The sequence below is a fragment of the Devosia ginsengisoli genome, from assembly GCF_024707105.1.
In the GTDB taxonomy this organism is placed as follows: Bacteria; Pseudomonadota; Alphaproteobacteria; order Rhizobiales; family Devosiaceae; genus Devosia; species Devosia ginsengisoli_A.
Genome location: NZ_JANQAJ010000005.1, coordinates 391,804 through 408,129, shown reverse-complemented (window position 1 = coordinate 408,129; position 16,326 = coordinate 391,804). Strand labels below are relative to the sequence as shown.

Genomic DNA, 16,326 nt, shown 5'->3' with positions numbered 1-16,326 from the left:
CAAGGGTGGGGGTGAGCCACACGCACGGCGTTCGACGTGGAGCCTAGGCAACCTCCACCGCACTCCGTGGGCTAACCTCCCGCCGCTCCACCTGCTCGAGCAGTGCCATCACCTTCTCCACATTGGCCAGGTGCCGCTGCTCCATCGAAAAATTCAGCGTCACATATTCGCGGCCGGGACAGAAGGTGACGATATTGGTGGCCGGGTGCCAGGCGCCGCAATAGATCGGCTCCACCAGGCCATGCGTCATGGGTCCATAGGTGCGGTGCGGCGGCACCAGGGTCAGCACGACATGAATGCCGCCATTGAAGCGCCAGAAGCGCTTGCCGGGCAGGAAGGGCAGCACGCGGTTGATACTGCGTAGCGCGCTGAACATGGCCAGCATCATCACCTGGAACTTGGTGATATCCTTCTGCTCGATGGCCGCCACCGTGTCGTCCACGGCCCGTACATAGTCGACGAAATCCTCCAGCACGGCGAATTTGGCCTCCAGGGCCCGCACGCGGAAGAAGTCGTCGTCGGCATCGTTCCGCCTGGTGTCGAGCATCGTATAGGCGGCGCCGATCACCTTCTTGCTCATCGCCTTGTCCTCGCCCTCGCCATTGAGGGCGTGGGTGACCAGCGCGAAGAGCAGCGAGCGCTGGCGAACGCCGAGCTTGTTGGCCAGCAGCCGGAGCCGGTGGCGCCGGAGCGCCAGCGTGCGGAAGCCCCACGGCTTTTCTGCCGGCGCCATGATATTGGCGATGGCCATGTAGAGCACGGCGGTAAAGCCGCCCCGCAGCATGCCCTTGAGGCGCGAGCGCCAGCCTACCTTGTTGGACTGGTCCGACATGGTGCCGTGGCTCGCCGATTGCGATCGCGTCAGCAGCGCCGAATCGGAACCTTCCAGCAGGGCATGGCTGGACCGCACCTGGATGACCGAGGCGCGTCCTTCCGCATCCGGCCCGCCACGCCGCACCGCCGCCATGACGCGGAACAGCGGCAGGTCCGGCGCATCGAATATATCGGTCGATTTGCCGATCCACTTGTCGGGATAGCCATCGAGATCATCGACCAGTTCCACCGAAGTAATCGCGTCGAGGATATGCTTGGGAAAGGGGTGCCCCGGCCGCGCGCCCTCGAAGCCATGGGTCAGTTGCGGCGCCAGCGCCACCATTTCGGCCACCAGGTTCCCCAATCCGTCCTGATCGAAACTGTTGGTGGAAAAGGCCGTGAAGAAGACAGTGTCCTGCCCCTGGTAGAGAAACCACTGGAAATCGGTGAACAAAGCCTGCGGATTGCGGCGCACTGCCGCCTGCGCCAGTTCGAGCACTTCGGCATGCTGCCCGGCGAAACTGGAAGACGAAAAACTCTTCACTGAACTCACCCCCTTGCGCGCCCATTCGGGCTTTTGGTGATGGTAATCTGAGAGTCAACTTGCTTCAACACTCGGCGATATCGACTATTAATTCGTGAATGGAAGCAACCGCGTTGACGATATTCATTGCGATCCGGCGCGATTGCCGCATTGGCAGAAAGCCCTTCGCACTTTAGAATGACTCTCATATTCGTCGCCCAGGCCCTTGCGCCGGAACGGGTTGGCGGGGGCCGGCGCGCGTCGAATTGACCTATGTCAATGCGGATAGCGTCAACCTAGTTATGGCTTGTTCGCCGGCGCGACCTTACCCGCCGACGGCAGGACAAAAGGACGTTTCGATGGACTATCGCGGCATATTCGAAGATGCAGTGGATACGCTGCGGGCAGAAAAGCGCTACCGCGTCTTTGCCGATCTCGAGCGGGTGGCGGGCCAGTTTCCCCGCGCCATCTATCGTGACGATGCCGACAATATGCGCGACATCACCATCTGGTGCTCCAACGATTATCTCGGCATGGGCCAGCACCCCAAGGTGATCGGAGCCATGCAGGACACTGCCAGCAAGCTGGGCGTCGGCTCGGGCGGCACCCGCAATATTTCGGGCACCAACCGGCCGCTGGTCGAGCTCGAGCGGTCGCTCGCCGACTTGCATCGTAAGGAAGCGGCCCTGGTCTTCACCTCGGGCTTCGTTTCCAACGAAGCGGCCATTTCCACCATTGGCCGGCTGCTGCCCGATGGCATCATCTTCTCCGACCAGCTCAACCATGCCTCGATGATCCAGGGCGTGCGCCAGTCGGGCATGCAGAAGGTCATCTTCCGCCACAATGACGTGGCCCATCTGCGCGACCTGCTCGCCGCGACCGACCGCAAGCGGCCCAAGCTGATCTGCTTCGAATCCGTCTATTCCATGGATGGCGACGTCGCGCCCATCAAGGAAATCTGCGACCTGGCCGAGGAATTCGGCGCGCTGACCTATATCGACGAAGTCCATGCCGTGGGCATGTATGGCGAGCGTGGCGGCGGCATTGCCGAGCGCGACGGGTTGATGGACCGTATCGACATCATCGAGGGCACCCTGGCCAAGGGTTTCGGCACGATGGGTGGCTACATCACCGCCAACCGGGCCATCGTCGATGCCGTGCGCTCCTATGCGCCCGAATTCATCTTCACCACCTCCCTGCCCCCGGCCCTCTGCGCCGCGGCCCGCGCCTCCATCGAGCACCTCAAGACTTCGAGCCATGAGCGCATGATGCACCAGCGCCAGGCCCGCCTCACCAAGGCGATCCTCGCCGATGCCGGCCTGCCGGTCATGGAGACCGAGACCCATATCGTGCCGCTGATCGTGGGCGATGCGCGCGCCGTCAAGGCGGCCAGCGACATGCTGCTCGACAAGCACAATATCTACATCCAGCCCATCAACTACCCGACCGTCCCCAAGGGCACCGAGCGCCTGCGCATCACGCCGACGCCGCTCCATACCGACGAGATGATCTTCGCCCTGCGCCACGCGCTGGTCAGCGTCTGGACCAGCCTCGAGCTGCCGCGCGAGCCGGCCGATGCCGCCATCACCGCCAGCAAGCTGACCTCGGGCGACCTGACCCTGCCGACCATCGGCGGCTAAGACTCTACGCACGTGTTATACCGGCCTGTCGGAACAGACAGGCTTCATCCGTCCTTCTGACAGAACAACAGAATGGATGGTGTGACCATGGCCGACGATCAATTCATCCTTGGCGGCACGGGAACGGACGTTTTCGCGGGTATTCCCGTCAGCAATTTCCAGGCGTCCCTCGACTGGTATCAGCGCCTGTTCGGCACCAAGCCGAATTTTTATCCCAACGAGACCGAGGCGGTCTGGGCCATTGCCGATCACCGCTGGATCTACATCATCGTGGATACGAAACGCGCCGGCGGCACGATCCAGACGATCATGTGCAGCGACCTCGAAGCGGTGATCGAGCAGATTGCCGGGCGCGGCCTCGATTTTGGCCAGGAAGAAATCCCCGCCGAAGGCGTGCGCAAGGTCATGTATTACGACCCCGACGGCAACGAGATCGGCCTTGGCCGCATCCCGTCCGAGTAGCTGGAGGCACACATGGCCTATGAAATCGGCGCCAATGCCAGGATCGCCAATCCCCAACTGAAATTCTTCGAGCGGATCATCGGAGAATGGCGCACCACGGGAACGCATCCGGCATTGCCCGGCGCCACATTGCGCGGCAAGGTTTCGTTTGCATGGCAGGATGGCGGGGCATTTCTCGTCTGGCGCTCCGAGATCGAGGACCCGCTATTTCCCGACGGCATTGCCATCGTCGGCAGCGATGACGCGGCCGGGACCATTTCATCAGCTACTTCGACCAGCGCGGCGTCTCCCGCAAGTATGACGTCACCCTCGGCGAGACCGGCTTTGCCATGCAGCGCATGGACCCAAAATTCTCGCAACGCATGACCTTCAGCCTGGAGGCCGGAGACGCTCGCATCGTCAGCAAGGGCGAGATGTTGCGCGAGGGCGGCAGGTGGGAGGCCGACCTGTCACAGACCTTCGAGCGCCTGTAAGCGGCGCCAGGCCCCGGCAAGTTCGATGCTTCAGAACTTGACGCTGAGGCTGGCCCTTGCGCCGTTCTCATAGGCACCGCCGCCGAACCGGCCGTTATACGAAAATCCCAGCGTGGCATTGGGTGCGAAGGTGAAGTCGAGACCGGCTTCGACGATGGCGGCGTCCCGGGCGATGGGCGATCCCGCGACCGAAAAGGCGTTGCCGCCGGCGAGTGCATGGGTCGCAGTCGGCACGGTGTCGCCGAAAGCATGTTGCCAGCCGAGCGTGCCATGCGCCTGCGCCGCGACGCCGCCAAGCTCGAACACAGTCGAGGCGCGGACGCCCAATGTGGCGAATGTGGCATTGGTGGTCTGGCCGGCACTCGTCAGGGCCGCTGCGCCGCCCGTTTCGGTATAGCCGTCGGTCTGCAGGCTCACATGGGTGAGATTGGCGAAGGGCTCGAAGACGGCGGAGGGCGTGTCGAAGCGATAGCTCACTTCGCCGAAAGCCTGGAACAGGCCGGCGCCGTAGCCGGCGTTCAGCGTGTCGGTAAAGCCGGGGAAGGCGACGGTGCGCGTCGTGTCGATATGGCTCCAGCCATAGGTCGCCCCGCCCCGGATGCCCAGTGCCCCGATCTCGGTGCCGCCATAGGCGCCCAGATGGTAGGTGTCGGCATGGCCCGACGACGCCCGGTCGGCAGCGTCGAAACCGGAGCGGGAATAGGCCGCCACCACGCCCAGCCGCACGGTGTCGGTGACCAGGCCGTCAATGCCGGCGACCATGCCGCCGGTGGCGCTGTCCAATCCGGCGGCATTGCCGTCGCCATCGGCATGGCCCCAGGCGCCGAAAGCCGAGCCCCAGGCCGCGAAGCGCTCGGCCGGGGTGGGGGCCAGCGCCCCGCCAATGGCCGAACTGGCCGCATTGCCGCCAGAACCGGCATAGGCCAGAGGGAGCACGTCCTGTCGGCCCAGGGCCGCGAAGCTCGCCCTGATATGCTCGTTTATCGCGTCGGAAACGAAATGGCTGCTGTCGATCAGCACCGTCTGGCCCGAGGCATGGATTTCGCCTGAAAGCATGTCGAAGGCGGCGGCGGCCCCATCCTTGTCGGTCAGGTTGGCGATAGCGTTGAACAGCGTCCCCGAACCCAGGGATTGCGCCCCTCCGGCTGCAGCACATTGGTTGACGGTGAATCCGGTCAGGCAGAAATTCACCGCGCCAGGCAAACGGCTGGTCAGATAGACATGGTGGCTGTCATAGCTGTCGGTGAAATCGAGATAGAGATAATCGTCCGTCACCGTGCCGAACCTGCCGACCACCCCCTGGGCAGCACCGCTGTTCGAGATGATGATCGTATAGGTCAGGCCGGGCGTATAGGTCTCGCCGGTATCGCCGCTATTCGCCGGAGTCACATGCAGGATGGCGCCGGGGTCGATATCGACCAGGCCGAAGGCGCCGGTTACGTCATTGTGGATTGTGGGCGCATTGCCGCCGGCGGCCAGTTCGACTTCATGGATGGCGCCGGCATTGTAGGTCAGGGTCAATACATTGATCAGGCCGATGGAATTGCCCGGGGCCAGCGTGCCGCCCGACGCGACCCTCACGGCGCCCAGGGCACCCTCGCCGCCCAGCCTGGCGCCGGCATTCACAGCCACCGCCGATGCGGTGAGGTCGCCATTGACCAGCAATGTGCCTTGGTTGACGCTGGTCGGACCCGTAAAGGCGCTGGAGCCGGTCAGTGTCCAGGTGCCGGCGCCGGTCTTCTCGAAGTCAGTGAAGTCCTGAAACTGCGCCGCCGCACCGATCTGCGCGAGGTCGAAACCGGCATTTGCCGTCCCACCCAGCGCCAGCACGTTGTTGCTGCCGCCCCCCGCCACCACATCACCGGTAAAGCTGAAGCCGCCGAGCAGTTCGAGCCGGTTGCCATCGCCGCCGAAAGTAATGGCATTGGCCCGTATGCCGTCCCCCGACAGGCCGCCCGCGACGACGCCGCCATTGATGACCGTGATGCCGCCAGTCGCGGCCCCAACAATGCCGGCGCCGCCCGAGCCGGGCACGCCAACAAGAAGAGGATCGAAATTGTTCGTATCAGCGCCATCGCCGCCGTTGACGGTTCCCGTATTGGTCAAGCTGGCGGTTTGACCATTCTGGAAGACAATGCCGACGCCACCGGCGCCGCCATAGAAGCCAGAAGCTGCAATGCCGCCGCTCACTATTCCGGCATTGGTCACGCTCCCGCCCCATGCCCTGATGCCGGCGCCGCCGCTGCCGCCAATGTAACGGCCGGAGAAGGCACTCCCGCCGCTCCCGCCGATGATCGTGCCGGCAACGCCATTGTCGATAATGCCTCCGTTGCTGAGCACGCCGGCACCACCGTCGCCGCCGCTGCCGCTACCGCCAGCACCGCCAATCCAGGTACCGCCATTGCCACCACCGACTGCACCGGCCTGGATGTTGAGGCTACCGCCATCGTAGAGAAATAATCCGGCGCCGCCGCTACCGCCGCCGCCCCCACCGCCGCCGCGGGTGCCGCCGGCGCCGCCCAGCATCGAGCTGCCACCGCTGACGGAAATCGTGCCGCCATTCATGAGCACCAGGCCGGCACCGCCGCCGCCACCACCGCCGCCGACATTGCCACCTCCTTCACCGCCGGTGCCACCGAGGATATCGAAACCTTCGGTTGTCGCCGTGACCCCTGCGCCCGTGAGCACCAGGCCGGCGGCACCGCCACCGCCACCGCCACTACCGCTGTTGCTGGAGCCTAAAACGCCGGCGCCGCCTCCAAGCCCCATGAGATCGGTGGTCAGATCGATGTCGGTGGAATTCACCATGCTGTCGGCGCCATCGCCGCCATCGCCGCCGCCATTAGAAAAACCGCCACCGCCGCCGCCACCGCCACCGCCGCCATAGACGTTGCCTGCTGCTCCCCCTGCACCGCCAACGTTTGTGCCAAATGGGCTTCCCTCCGCCCCTGGAGTCCCGTTGTGTCCACCGGCGCCGCCAGCGCCATTCAAGGTGGAACCACCACCACCGCCACCGCCCGCAATGCCACTTCCGCCGGCGCCGCCATTGGCCGCGCCGTTTCCACCATTGCCGCCACCCTGGGTAATCATCTGCGCCAGAGCCGGGGTCGGCGGGGCGCAAACCAGGGCCAATGCCAGCGTAGAAATGCCGCAGAGCAGCACACGGCGGCCGAACAAGGCGGCCCCGGCCGCGGCAAAAGGAGCGGACGTGCGGTCAACCATGCAAAAATCCCAACTCATCTGGCAAACGATGCGATCACCAGACGTCTATCGGGGATTCAACGATCGGCTTTGATCGTTCTTGCTGTGCGGGACGCTGTCATGGCAGTTGCCGGACCGCTCTGCGAAGCAGGTGTTAACCGCCTTGAGCAGATGGGGTCCCACTGTCGCAAGCGAGCGAACCTATTCGATCGCCCCCGAAAGATTTTCGGGCGTGTCGATTGTTCGCATCCATTTCAGGGATTTGATTTCCCAGGCCGGATCGGCAGCCTGCAGATCGGCCAGCAGCCCAGGCAGATGGCCGGCGCCGTAGGTCATGTAAATGTTCTGATGGGGGTCCGCGATGATCCGCTCCGCGAGCTTGCGGTTGCGGAAATCGAGGATCACAGGATCGAGGACATTGGGTTCCTGGCGCTTTGAGAGCGCCATGGTTATCCAGCCGCGGCATGCCGTTCCCGCCAGGCTTTTCTGTCCCGGCGTTGCTGTCTGAAGCCAGTTGGCGACCTGCCCCAGACCGCCGTCGGCAGCGGCTTCATTCTTCGACGCCGCTCGTTCGGCCTCCACTGCTGCCGCAAAGCCGGGATCGGTGGCCACCAGCCGCTGATACTCGTGCATCATGTCGGCGGTCGTCACATCGGCATTGACGTGACGCTCCGGATGCGCGGCCATGTCCTCGCGAAGCAGCTGGAAGTAATTCAGTTGGAACTGGAGGCCGCATGCATCACCGAACACCTGGTAGTTGGTACTGAGATCGCCACCCCCGGCCAGGGTTTCCGAGAACCAGGCATCGCCTTCAGGGTCACCGACGACACCTTCGTAATAGATCACGTCGCCATCGCTGAGCGCTTTCTCCAGGTCGTAGATAACGCTCTTGTAGAAGCCTTCGGAACCGACATGCATCATGCCCTGGAAGATTACTGTCTTGGTCCCGTTGGAGAGCGTCGCCTGGGGCACGGTCAAGGGCTGCAATGCGGCGCGAAATGCAAGGTAGTAAATCGGGGCAGCGAGAAGGGTGACCAGTGAGAACAGGATGGCGATGGCGGCCTTGATATAGCTGGTGCGCCAATGCTGTCGACGCTGGCCGGAAAAGAGCCTTCGGACGATCCAGGCGACCGGGAAAGCCAGCAGCAGCGCCAGGACGATCACGCCGGCCACGATCCAGATCGATGCCTCGATCAGGACGGGCAGTCCAAGCAGGAAGCCGATCAGGAGGAGGAACCATATAATGGCGGAGAGCCGGAGTTTGAAGCGGTCGCTGCCGGTGGTCCGATCCGGATTCCCGAAGGTAGAAGCATCGCTCATAGTCGGCCCCCAAACGCGCTATCCGAAGAGGGCAACCGCTTAGCGGGAGCCGCCAGTTCGTGTTGAACTAGTCCAATGAATAGAAGCTGCTATCAAGAGCCAACCAATATTGATGTCCCCATCTCGTTCGGGGCCTTTATGATTGCTGTCTCACTCTCGGACGGAACCGCGCCGAGCGCTTCGGTCAGAACCGATAGCTCAACCCGGCTCTCACCGAATGCGTCTTGAGCGTCTGCTCATAAAAGGCGTCTATGCCGGTACCGCCGATATCGAGCCAGTCGAAATCGAAGCGGCCGAAGTCGCTATAGCGATATTCGCCGCGCAGGCTCACATGATCTGTAATCGCATATTCGGCCCCAAGGCCGATCGTTCCGCCGGCGGCGATACCATTCCAATCCTTTGTAAAGGGACCCGGCAAGTAATTGCCCGCGTTGTCGAACCCGGTTACCGCCAAGCCCCCGGTGGCGTAGATCAACAGCCTGTCGACCGCCGTCACGCCCAGCCGCGCCCGCAATGAGGCTTGCCACTGCTGGGTTGTCTCGAAAATACTCGAAGCGGTTGTGTGCCTGCCGGTAATATTGGTGAGTTCCGCATCGGCCTCGACGCCAAGCACCACGGTGCCGGTCTGGTAGATATAGCCGATATGGCCGCCGCCAGTGAACCCGCCCATGTCGGCGTGGGGCGTATAGCCCGTCGGCAGTCCCGTTGCCGAAAAGAATTCGGTGACACGGGTCTCTCCTGCCTGATAGCCGCCCTGAACTCCCAGGTAGAAACCGGTCCAGTCGAAGCCCGGCGCAGCCGGAATATCCTGCGCCAGCACGGCGCCGCCACTCAGCACCGCAAGCAGCGGCGCTACGATCAAGATTTTCGACATGGAATCCCCCACCATGAGAGAGGAACACTAGTGGTTTTATCGGCAGGCGGGAAGAGCGCGCCGCGCCACGCGCGGCAGGCATGCGCTGGCAAGCTGCGCCCCTCAGACCGCCCGGACTTCGGCGAGCCGCTTGATGGCGTAGTCGTCGCCCCAGCAAACCGCCGCTTCCCATGCAGCCGCGGCTTGCGCGGCAATATCATGCGCCTCGCCTTCGAGGCCGGCGGCGTTGTAGGGCAGCACCAAATCGAGGTCGGGCACATCGAGACGGGACTCGTCCCAGTCGATCAGCGCGACCCGCTCTGCCGTCATGCGGATATTGCCGGGATTGTCGGGATTGCCGTGAACGACGCAGGTCTGGCGCCCGGCGAGCCGCGCCCATGCCGCCCGGCATCGTTCGGTGGCCCCCGGCGGCATGGCCGCGAGGTCGATCCGAGTCCCGGTCTCGGCCTGCAGCAGATCGGTCGACGACCGCCAGCCCGGACGTTGCGGCCAGTCCTGCGTCAGGCGATGCAACTGCCGCAGCGTGTCCGCCACGCGGCGCCAGTCAGCCGCCGTTTCGGGCGGGCCGCCCTCCATATAGGTCATCACCGTCAGGCCGTCCGCGAACAGCAGGCCATCCTCCGTCGGGATCGGCAGTGGCACGGTCAGGCCTGCCCGGTCGAGATATTGCATAAGCCCGGCCTCCCAGGCGAGATCGGCATCGCTCCTGGTGCCGAGACGGCCGACCGCACGTTTGCCGTGAATGCGCAGGCTCCACACATCGCCGGACGAGCCGCCGGTGAGCGGCTCGATGCGAACCGCATCCTCGCCCCAAAGCCCGAGCGCTTCCCATCCCACCGGTGACACCTCCGACCAATCCGACTGGTCCCATCCTAGGGCATGTGGCGATTCAGGTGTATCCGCTCCGTCAACCGGCGCGTCTTGAACCGGGGTTCCCGCTTTCGCGGGAATGACACCGCTGCCGGTCAACCGGCATCGCAGCGGACACGCTTATTGAGCGGGAGTGTTCAATCCGGACGCTTCAGCTTCCGGCAGCGTCATTCCCGCGCAGGCGGGAATCCATTCTTACAGTGCTCTCCACAGAGTGGATTCCCGCCTGCGCGGGAATGACGTCGTGGAAAAGGCCGCCCCCTGCCCGACCTCAGCTCGTCAGCACGATCCGCATCAGGTCGGCCGTATTCCTGGCCCCCAGCTTTTCCATCACCCTTGCCCGATGCACCTCTATCGTGCGCGGGGAAATCCCCAGTTCGCGGCCGGCTTCCTTGTTGGACTGGCCATTGGTGATGAGCTGCAGCACTTCGCGCTCGCGCGGGGTGAGCTGGGAAAAGCCGCGCACTTCCACCGGCCGGCTGCCGCCCTGCATGGCACCCAGATGGATGTCGCGGCGCAGAGCGTCGCGGATCACGGTCAGCAGGTGCTCGGTATCGATGGGCTTGGAGATGACGTCGGAGGCGCCCAGCTTCATGGCCGTCACCGCCGCCTCGAGCTGGGGCGTATCGGCCAGCATGAAGACCGGTGTACCGGTGCGCATGGCCTTGACGCGGCGCAGCAGGGTCAGCCCGCTTTCCTCGCCTATGCGCAGGTTGAGCACGACTATATCGGGCCGCCGCCGCTCCAGGCTGACGATGAAATGGGCCGCTTCCAGCGAGAAGGTGGTCTGGAACCCTTCGAGGCGGAACAGCACGCTCAGCGCCTCGCAGGTGGCCGGGTCGGCATCCACGACATGGATCAGCCGGTCGCGGTTGAGGAAGGAATGATAGTAGATCTGGTCGCTCATATTGCCTCTGCCCTGACAAGTTTCGCTCAAGCGCGACCATCGGGCGGCAAGCCATCGCCATCGCCGGCCCGCCCGTGGCAGGCCCGCGACACGCCCCCTCGGTGAATCGCAGCGGTAGTTTGCGCTAAGTGTTCGCGCCGTCCGACATGGACAACACGTAGGATATAGCACCTAGATACTAGGTCTATTTGCCTATATATGGTTTGTCAACGGACTTTTATCCTATATCCCGGCAAAGAAAAAGCCGGCCCCGCAAGACCGGCCTTTCGGACGGTCAGCGCGGATTGGCGCGCAGGGCGTCGCGGATTTCGGTGAGCAGGACTTCTTCCTTGCTCGGCGCCGGAGTCTCTTCCACCGGCTCCTTGGCCGCTTCGCGCTTCAGCGAGTTGATGGCCTTGACCACCATGAACAGCACGAAGGCGATGATGGTGAACTTGACCACGGCATTGATGAACAGGCCGACATTGAGCGTGGCCACGCCGGCAGCGCTGGCGGCCGCCAGCGACGGTACGGGGACGTCGTTCGGATTGGACAGCACGACAAACAGGTTTGAAAAGTCGATGCCGCCGATGATGAGCCCGATAAGGGGCATGAAGATATCATCGACGATGGAGGAAACGATGGCCCCGAAGGCAGCGCCGATGATCACGCCGATGGCGAGATCGATCATGTTGCCCTTGATGGCGAAATCCCGAAATTCCTTGAACATGGCCTAACCCTCTTCTGGTGATCCGCCTTCCCAAGACGGTCCGCGCGACCGGCGGGTGTCGAGAATTCCTTAGCTGGCAAGTAAATGCAATGGGTCCAGAGTCGGTCTTGCGCAGGTTTGATGGCGAGCCGATAGTTCCCGCGCGCCCTTAATCTGGTTTTGTCGCGTTTCCCAACCGCAAAACCGCATCCACTTTTGCTGGAAACGCTCAAGCCCCAGGATCGCATTCGATGTCCGCCCAAAGACATGACGCCGCCAGCAGCCTCAGGCAGGCGATAGACCACATTCCGCAGGGCATTGCCGTGTTCGATGCGAGGCTGCACCTGGTCACCTCCAACAGCCGCTACAATACGCTGCTGGCTTTGCCCATGCCGCTGACGCGGCCGGGCACGCCGCTATTCGATATCGCCCTCTTTCTGGGGGGATCGGGGCGATCTGGGCGAGGGCGACGCGGCGCGGCTGGCCATCGAGCGCATCAACCTGCTCACGGCGGCGCCGACCACCGTGACCCAGCGGCTGGGCAGTGGCGGACAGGTGCTGGAATTCCATTCGAGCCGCCTGCCCGATGGCGGTCTCGTCATCAGCTTTTCCGACGTCACCGCGCGGGTGCGGGCCGAAGGCGAGCTGGCCGGCATGAACCAGTCGCTGGAAGAGCGGGTGGAGGAACGCACGGCGGCGCTGACCCGGGTCAATGCCGAGCTCGAAAGCGCCCGCGCCAAGGCCGATGCCTCCAACCATGACAAGACGCGGTTTCTCGCCGCCGCCAGCCATGACCTGCTGCAGCCGCTCAATGCGGCGCGCCTCTATACCTCGACGCTGATCGAGCGCGCCAAATCCACCGGCCTGGCCGATCTCGCCAATTCCATCGAGGCATCGCTCACGGCCGTCGAAGATATCATGGGCGCGCTGCTCGATATTTCGCGCATCGACAGCGGTGCGCTCAGGCCGGCCCCGGCGGCGGTGGCCGGGCGCGATCTGCTCAAGAAGATCGAGGTCGAATTCGGTCCCATGGCGCGCGAGCGCAACATTTCGCTGCGCATCGTCGCCACTGACGCCACCGTATTGGTAGACCGCATGCTGGTGGGCCGCATCGTGCAGAACCTGGTTTCCAACGCCATCAAATATACCCAGCCCGGCGGCAAGGTGCTGGTGGGCCTGCGCCGCCGCGGCAACCGCATGCGGCTCGACGTGATCGATACCGGCATCGGCTTCAACAAGGACCAGCATCGGCTGCTCTTCGCCGAATTTTCGCGGCTCGAACGCGGCGCCCGCATGGCGCAGGGGCTGGGGCTGGGCCTGTCCATCGTGCAGCGCCTCGTGACGGCCCTGGGCCTGACGCTCGAACTCGACAGCCGCGAGGGCCATGGCTCGCGCTTCTCGCTGTTCCTGCCGGCCACCCGCACCATCCGCGCCGAGCCGGAAGCCAGCCCGGCCCCGACCGAGACCAGTTTCGGCACGCTCGATCTCAAGGTGCTCTGCGTCGATAACGAGCGCGCCATCATCGAGGCCATGGAGGGCCTGCTGCGCCATTGGGGCTGCGACGTGCGCAGCGCCCTCTCGCTGAAGCAGATCGACCGCGAGCGCCTGCTCGAAGGCTGGTATCCCGATCTCGTGCTGATGGATTACCACCTCGACCAGACATCGGGGCTCGATGCCATCGAGTGGCTGCGCCACAATGTCGGCGGCCACCTGCCGGCGGCCCTGGTTACCGCCGATCGCAGCCCGGCCGTGCGCGCTTTGGCCGAGGAACGCGGCATTGCCGTCGTCACCAAACCGGTCAAGCCCGCCGCCCTGCGCGCCGCCATCAGCGGCCTCGCCAACCAGAGCCGCAGCCCCGCCATGCGGGCGGGCTAGGCAGCCGCCGCGAACAGGCCCGCCTTGCGCCGCTCCAGCGCCCACCAGTAGATCCCGCCCCGCGCCACGAACCAGCAATGCATCGCGGCCCAGAGGCCCCAATTGCCCAGCACCGGCTCCAGCGCCAGAGCCGCCACCAGGAACACGACCAGCGACACGACCATGCCGTTGCGCATTGTCGTATTGAGCGTGGTGCCGACGAGAATCCCGTCATAGACGAAGGCCGGCATGAAGGTGACGGTGCAGAGCGCCGCGATGGGCAGGTAGGTCAGCGCATATTGCTGCACCTCGACATTGGTGGTCATCAGCCCGATGACCCAGGGCCCGCCGAAATACCAGGCCAGCCCCAGCGTCAGGGTAATGACCAGCCCCCACAGCATGGAGAGCCCATAGGCCTGGTCGAAGGCCGGCCGCCAATTGGCGCCCACCGCCTTGCCGGTCAGCTGCTCGGCCGCCTGGGCGATGCCATCGAGGAAATAGGCGACGATCATCAGCAGGTTCAGCAGCACGGCATTGGCCGACAAGGCCACCTCGCCCATGCGCGAGCCCTGCGCCGCAAACCAGGCATAGGCGCCCATCAGCGCCGCCGAGCGGATCATCAGGTCGCGGCTCAGCCCGAACATGCGGCGCAGAGCCACCGCATCCATCAGTTCGCCCGGCGCGATATGGCGCAAAACGGCGCCCAGCCCGCCATAATGGCGCAGCAGCAGGAAGAGGCCGACGAAAGCCGCCACCGCCTGCCCGATCACCGTACCAACAGCCGCGCCGGGCACGCCCCAGCCCAGCCCATGCACAAACCAGATCGACAGCACGATATCGAAGCCATGCAGCAGCAATTGCAGCATCATGCCAGTCTTGGCCGCCGCCCTTCCATAGAACCAGCCGAGCAAGGCGTAGTTGATCAGCGAGAACGGCGCCGACCAGATGCGATAATGGAAATAATCCGCCAGGGCCGCCGAGGCCCCCGCCTCCGGCGCCAGGAACCAGGTCGCCAGAAACAGGATCGGCCCGCCCAGCGCGATCATCAGCACGCCGATGCCGACCCCCAGCAGGATGGCCCGGCTCACATGCAGCAGCCCGTCGCGCTTGTCCCGCGCGCCCACCGCCTGCGCCGTCAGCCCCGCCGTGCCGATGCGCAGGAAATAGGCCAGCGAAAAGATGATGTCGAACAGCAGCGCCCCGAGCACCAGCCCGCCCAGCAGCCCCGCATCGCCCAGCCTGCCAATGACGGTGATATCGACAATGCCCACCAGCGGCTCGGTGATGAAAGCCACGGAAGCCGGCAGGGCGATCTTCCACACATCGGCATGACGCACGGTAAAGGGATATTGCGGACGGGGAGACATGGGAGACGACTCGGGACCAGGCAGGAACCCGACCCTATCCACGCTGTCATTCCCGCGAAAGCGGGAATGAACGGTCAGTTGGACGCATAGCTCGCCAACCCACCGGCCACCCCTCTCCCCTTGTGGGAGAGGGATAGAAAATCCTCGTTCAGAGGATTTTCGAGGGTGAGGGGTCTGCGCTATCCCATGCTTGGATGTTGCGGACAGCGCAGCCCCCTCATCCGCCCTTCGGGCACCTTCTCCCACAAGGGGAGAAGGGCAGCCTTGTGGGGGCGCAAGATAGCGCCACATCCCCAATCTGTTCCTCCCCTTTCAGGGGGAGGTTAGGAGGGGGTATTCCTCCCTACCTTTCCACATCCATGGCAATCACCACATCCGCCCGATCCTGCGACAGGCACACGAGATCATAATTCGGCAGGTCGTTCCGCTCGATATGCGCCCGATTGCGCTCCTCGGTGAACAGCCCTTCCTCGCCATGGCGCTTCAGCAATCGCGCCTTGACCAGCTCGCGCGACACATCCACGAACACCGCATAATCCAGCAGCGGCTTCACCCCGGCCCAAGGCCCCTCGGTCAACAGCAGGTAATTGCCCTCGACCACCAGCACGCGCACCTCGGCGCCGACGGTGAAATCGCCATCCACCACATCTTCGATCTTGCGCGAATAGCCCGGCCCGCTGACCGCTGCCGTCGCCACCTTGAGGTGATGCAGGAAATTGACGAATTCCGCGCCCTCGAAAGTGTGCGGCGCTCCTTTGTAGTCCACCTGCCCCAGGGCTTCGAGCTTGGCATGGCGCATATGGAAGCCATCCATCGGCACCAGAGCCGTGCTGCCCGGATGAACAGCATTGAGCATGGTCACCAGTTCCGCCGCCAGCGTCGATTTGCCTGACCCCGGTCCACCGGCCAGGCCCACGGCGATACGGTGCTGCGCCCGGCTTTCCATATCGAGAATATGCGGCACCAGCCGCGACAGCGCCTGTTGCGGCGTCAGGCGCAGCCGCTCGGGCGCCATCAGCGCGCCTTGATGGCGCGGATGACGACCCAGACCGGCACGACCAGCACGGCGCCGGTGACGATATAGGCCCAGATATCGCGGAACACGCCGAAGCCATCGCGCAGGACCTCGCGGAACAGCTCCACGGCGCCGCGGATTATCCCCTGCGGGCTGAAGCCGAAGACGCTCATCAGGAAACCCACCACCAGCGAAATCAGCGCCAGCCGCAGGATGACGTTGACGGGGTGACCGCCCATGAAGCGCTCGACCACGGAACGCGGCTTCTCGGTCTGGGATTGGTCGGTCATGGCTGTCCTCCGCTGCCCTGTTTTGAGCA

General features: G+C 64.2%; 14 protein-coding genes and 1 pseudogene. 5 read left to right on the top strand and 10 right to left on the bottom strand.

Going from position 1 to position 16,326, the window contains the following annotated elements; all coding sequences use genetic code 11:
• Positions 1-43 precede the first annotated feature (43 nt).
• Positions 44-1,357, bottom strand: a complete 1,314-nt coding sequence (locus NVV79_RS03420; RefSeq protein ID WP_303986244.1) for a hypothetical protein — start codon at positions 1,355-1,357, stop codon at positions 44-46.
• 338 nt (positions 1,358-1,695) lie between these two features.
• Here NVV79_RS03420 and hemA point away from each other — a divergent pair, with 338 nt between their 5' ends.
• The 3 genes from hemA (at position 1,696) to NVV79_RS03405 (ending at position 3,804) form a co-directional block, all read left to right on the top strand.
• Complete coding sequence (gene hemA / locus NVV79_RS03415) at positions 1,696-2,976, top strand: 5-aminolevulinate synthase (RefSeq protein WP_303986242.1); 1,281 nt, start codon at positions 1,696-1,698, stop codon at positions 2,974-2,976.
• Positions 2,977-3,063: 87 nt separating this feature from the next.
• A complete protein-coding gene (locus tag NVV79_RS03410; protein ID WP_303986239.1) occupies positions 3,064-3,438 on the top strand; it encodes a VOC family protein in 375 nt (124 codons plus the stop codon).
• Between the two features lie 12 nt (positions 3,439-3,450).
• On the top strand, positions 3,451-3,804 hold the full coding sequence (locus NVV79_RS03405) for a hypothetical protein (RefSeq protein ID WP_303986238.1): 354 nt from the start codon (positions 3,451-3,453) through the stop codon (positions 3,802-3,804).
• A gap of 137 nt (positions 3,805-3,941) precedes the next feature.
• Here the strand turns inward: NVV79_RS03405 and NVV79_RS03400 are convergent, their stop codons facing one another.
• The 6 genes from NVV79_RS03400 to mscL all read right to left on the bottom strand — a co-directional run bounded on the left by NVV79_RS03400 (position 3,942) and on the right by mscL (position 11,792).
• Positions 3,942-7,133 (bottom strand): autotransporter domain-containing protein, encoded by a 3,192-nt coding sequence (locus tag NVV79_RS03400; protein ID WP_303986236.1) that lies wholly within the window; start codon positions 7,131-7,133, stop codon positions 3,942-3,944.
• Positions 7,134-7,313: 180 nt separating this feature from the next.
• A complete protein-coding gene (locus NVV79_RS03395; RefSeq protein WP_303986234.1) occupies positions 7,314-8,432 on the bottom strand; it encodes a hypothetical protein in 1,119 nt (372 codons plus the stop codon).
• A gap of 184 nt (positions 8,433-8,616) precedes the next feature.
• A complete protein-coding gene (locus NVV79_RS03390) occupies positions 8,617-9,306 on the bottom strand; it encodes an outer membrane protein (RefSeq protein WP_303986232.1) in 690 nt (229 codons plus the stop codon).
• Positions 9,307-9,408: 102 nt separating this feature from the next.
• Complete coding sequence (locus NVV79_RS03385) at positions 9,409-10,143, bottom strand: phosphotransferase enzyme family protein (protein WP_303986230.1); 735 nt, start codon at positions 10,141-10,143, stop codon at positions 9,409-9,411.
• Positions 10,144-10,447: 304 nt separating this feature from the next.
• Complete coding sequence (locus NVV79_RS03380; RefSeq protein ID WP_303986228.1) at positions 10,448-11,083, bottom strand: response regulator transcription factor; 636 nt, start codon at positions 11,081-11,083, stop codon at positions 10,448-10,450.
• Between the two features lie 274 nt (positions 11,084-11,357).
• The gene (gene mscL, locus NVV79_RS03375; RefSeq protein WP_303986226.1) at positions 11,358-11,792 is read right to left on the bottom strand and encodes a large conductance mechanosensitive channel protein MscL; all 435 of its coding nucleotides are present in this window, start codon (positions 11,790-11,792) and stop codon (positions 11,358-11,360) included.
• Between the two features lie 230 nt (positions 11,793-12,022).
• On the opposite strand from mscL, the pseudogene NVV79_RS22505 reads away from it, so the two are divergent.
• Both NVV79_RS22505 and NVV79_RS03370 read left to right on the top strand, forming a co-directional pair.
• Positions 12,023-12,253 (top strand): annotated as a pseudogene (locus NVV79_RS22505) (PAS-domain containing protein); the annotation flags it as partial.
• Positions 12,195-13,646: a hybrid sensor histidine kinase/response regulator gene (locus tag NVV79_RS03370; RefSeq protein WP_303986410.1), complete on the top strand. Its 1,452-nt coding sequence runs from the start codon at positions 12,195-12,197 to the stop codon at positions 13,644-13,646. The pseudogene NVV79_RS22505 and the gene NVV79_RS03370, both read left to right, overlap by 59 nt.
• Here the strand turns inward: NVV79_RS03370 and NVV79_RS03365 are convergent.
• The 3 genes from NVV79_RS03365 to NVV79_RS03355 all read right to left on the bottom strand — a co-directional run bounded on the left by NVV79_RS03365 (position 13,643) and on the right by NVV79_RS03355 (position 16,297).
• Entirely contained in the window at positions 13,643-14,992 is a 1,350-nt protein-coding gene (locus NVV79_RS03365) for an MATE family efflux transporter (protein WP_303986224.1), read from the bottom strand. The two genes, NVV79_RS03370 and NVV79_RS03365, sit on opposite strands and share 4 nt — an antisense overlap.
• Before the next feature lie 343 nt (positions 14,993-15,335).
• Entirely contained in the window at positions 15,336-16,007 is a 672-nt protein-coding gene (locus tag NVV79_RS03360; RefSeq protein WP_303986222.1) for a nucleoside/nucleotide kinase family protein, read from the bottom strand.
• Positions 16,007-16,297, bottom strand: a complete 291-nt coding sequence (locus tag NVV79_RS03355; RefSeq protein ID WP_303986220.1) for a DUF6460 domain-containing protein — start codon at positions 16,295-16,297, stop codon at positions 16,007-16,009. The genes NVV79_RS03360 and NVV79_RS03355 overlap by 1 nt, the downstream gene beginning before the upstream one ends.
• Between the last annotated feature and the right edge of the window lie 29 nt (positions 16,298-16,326).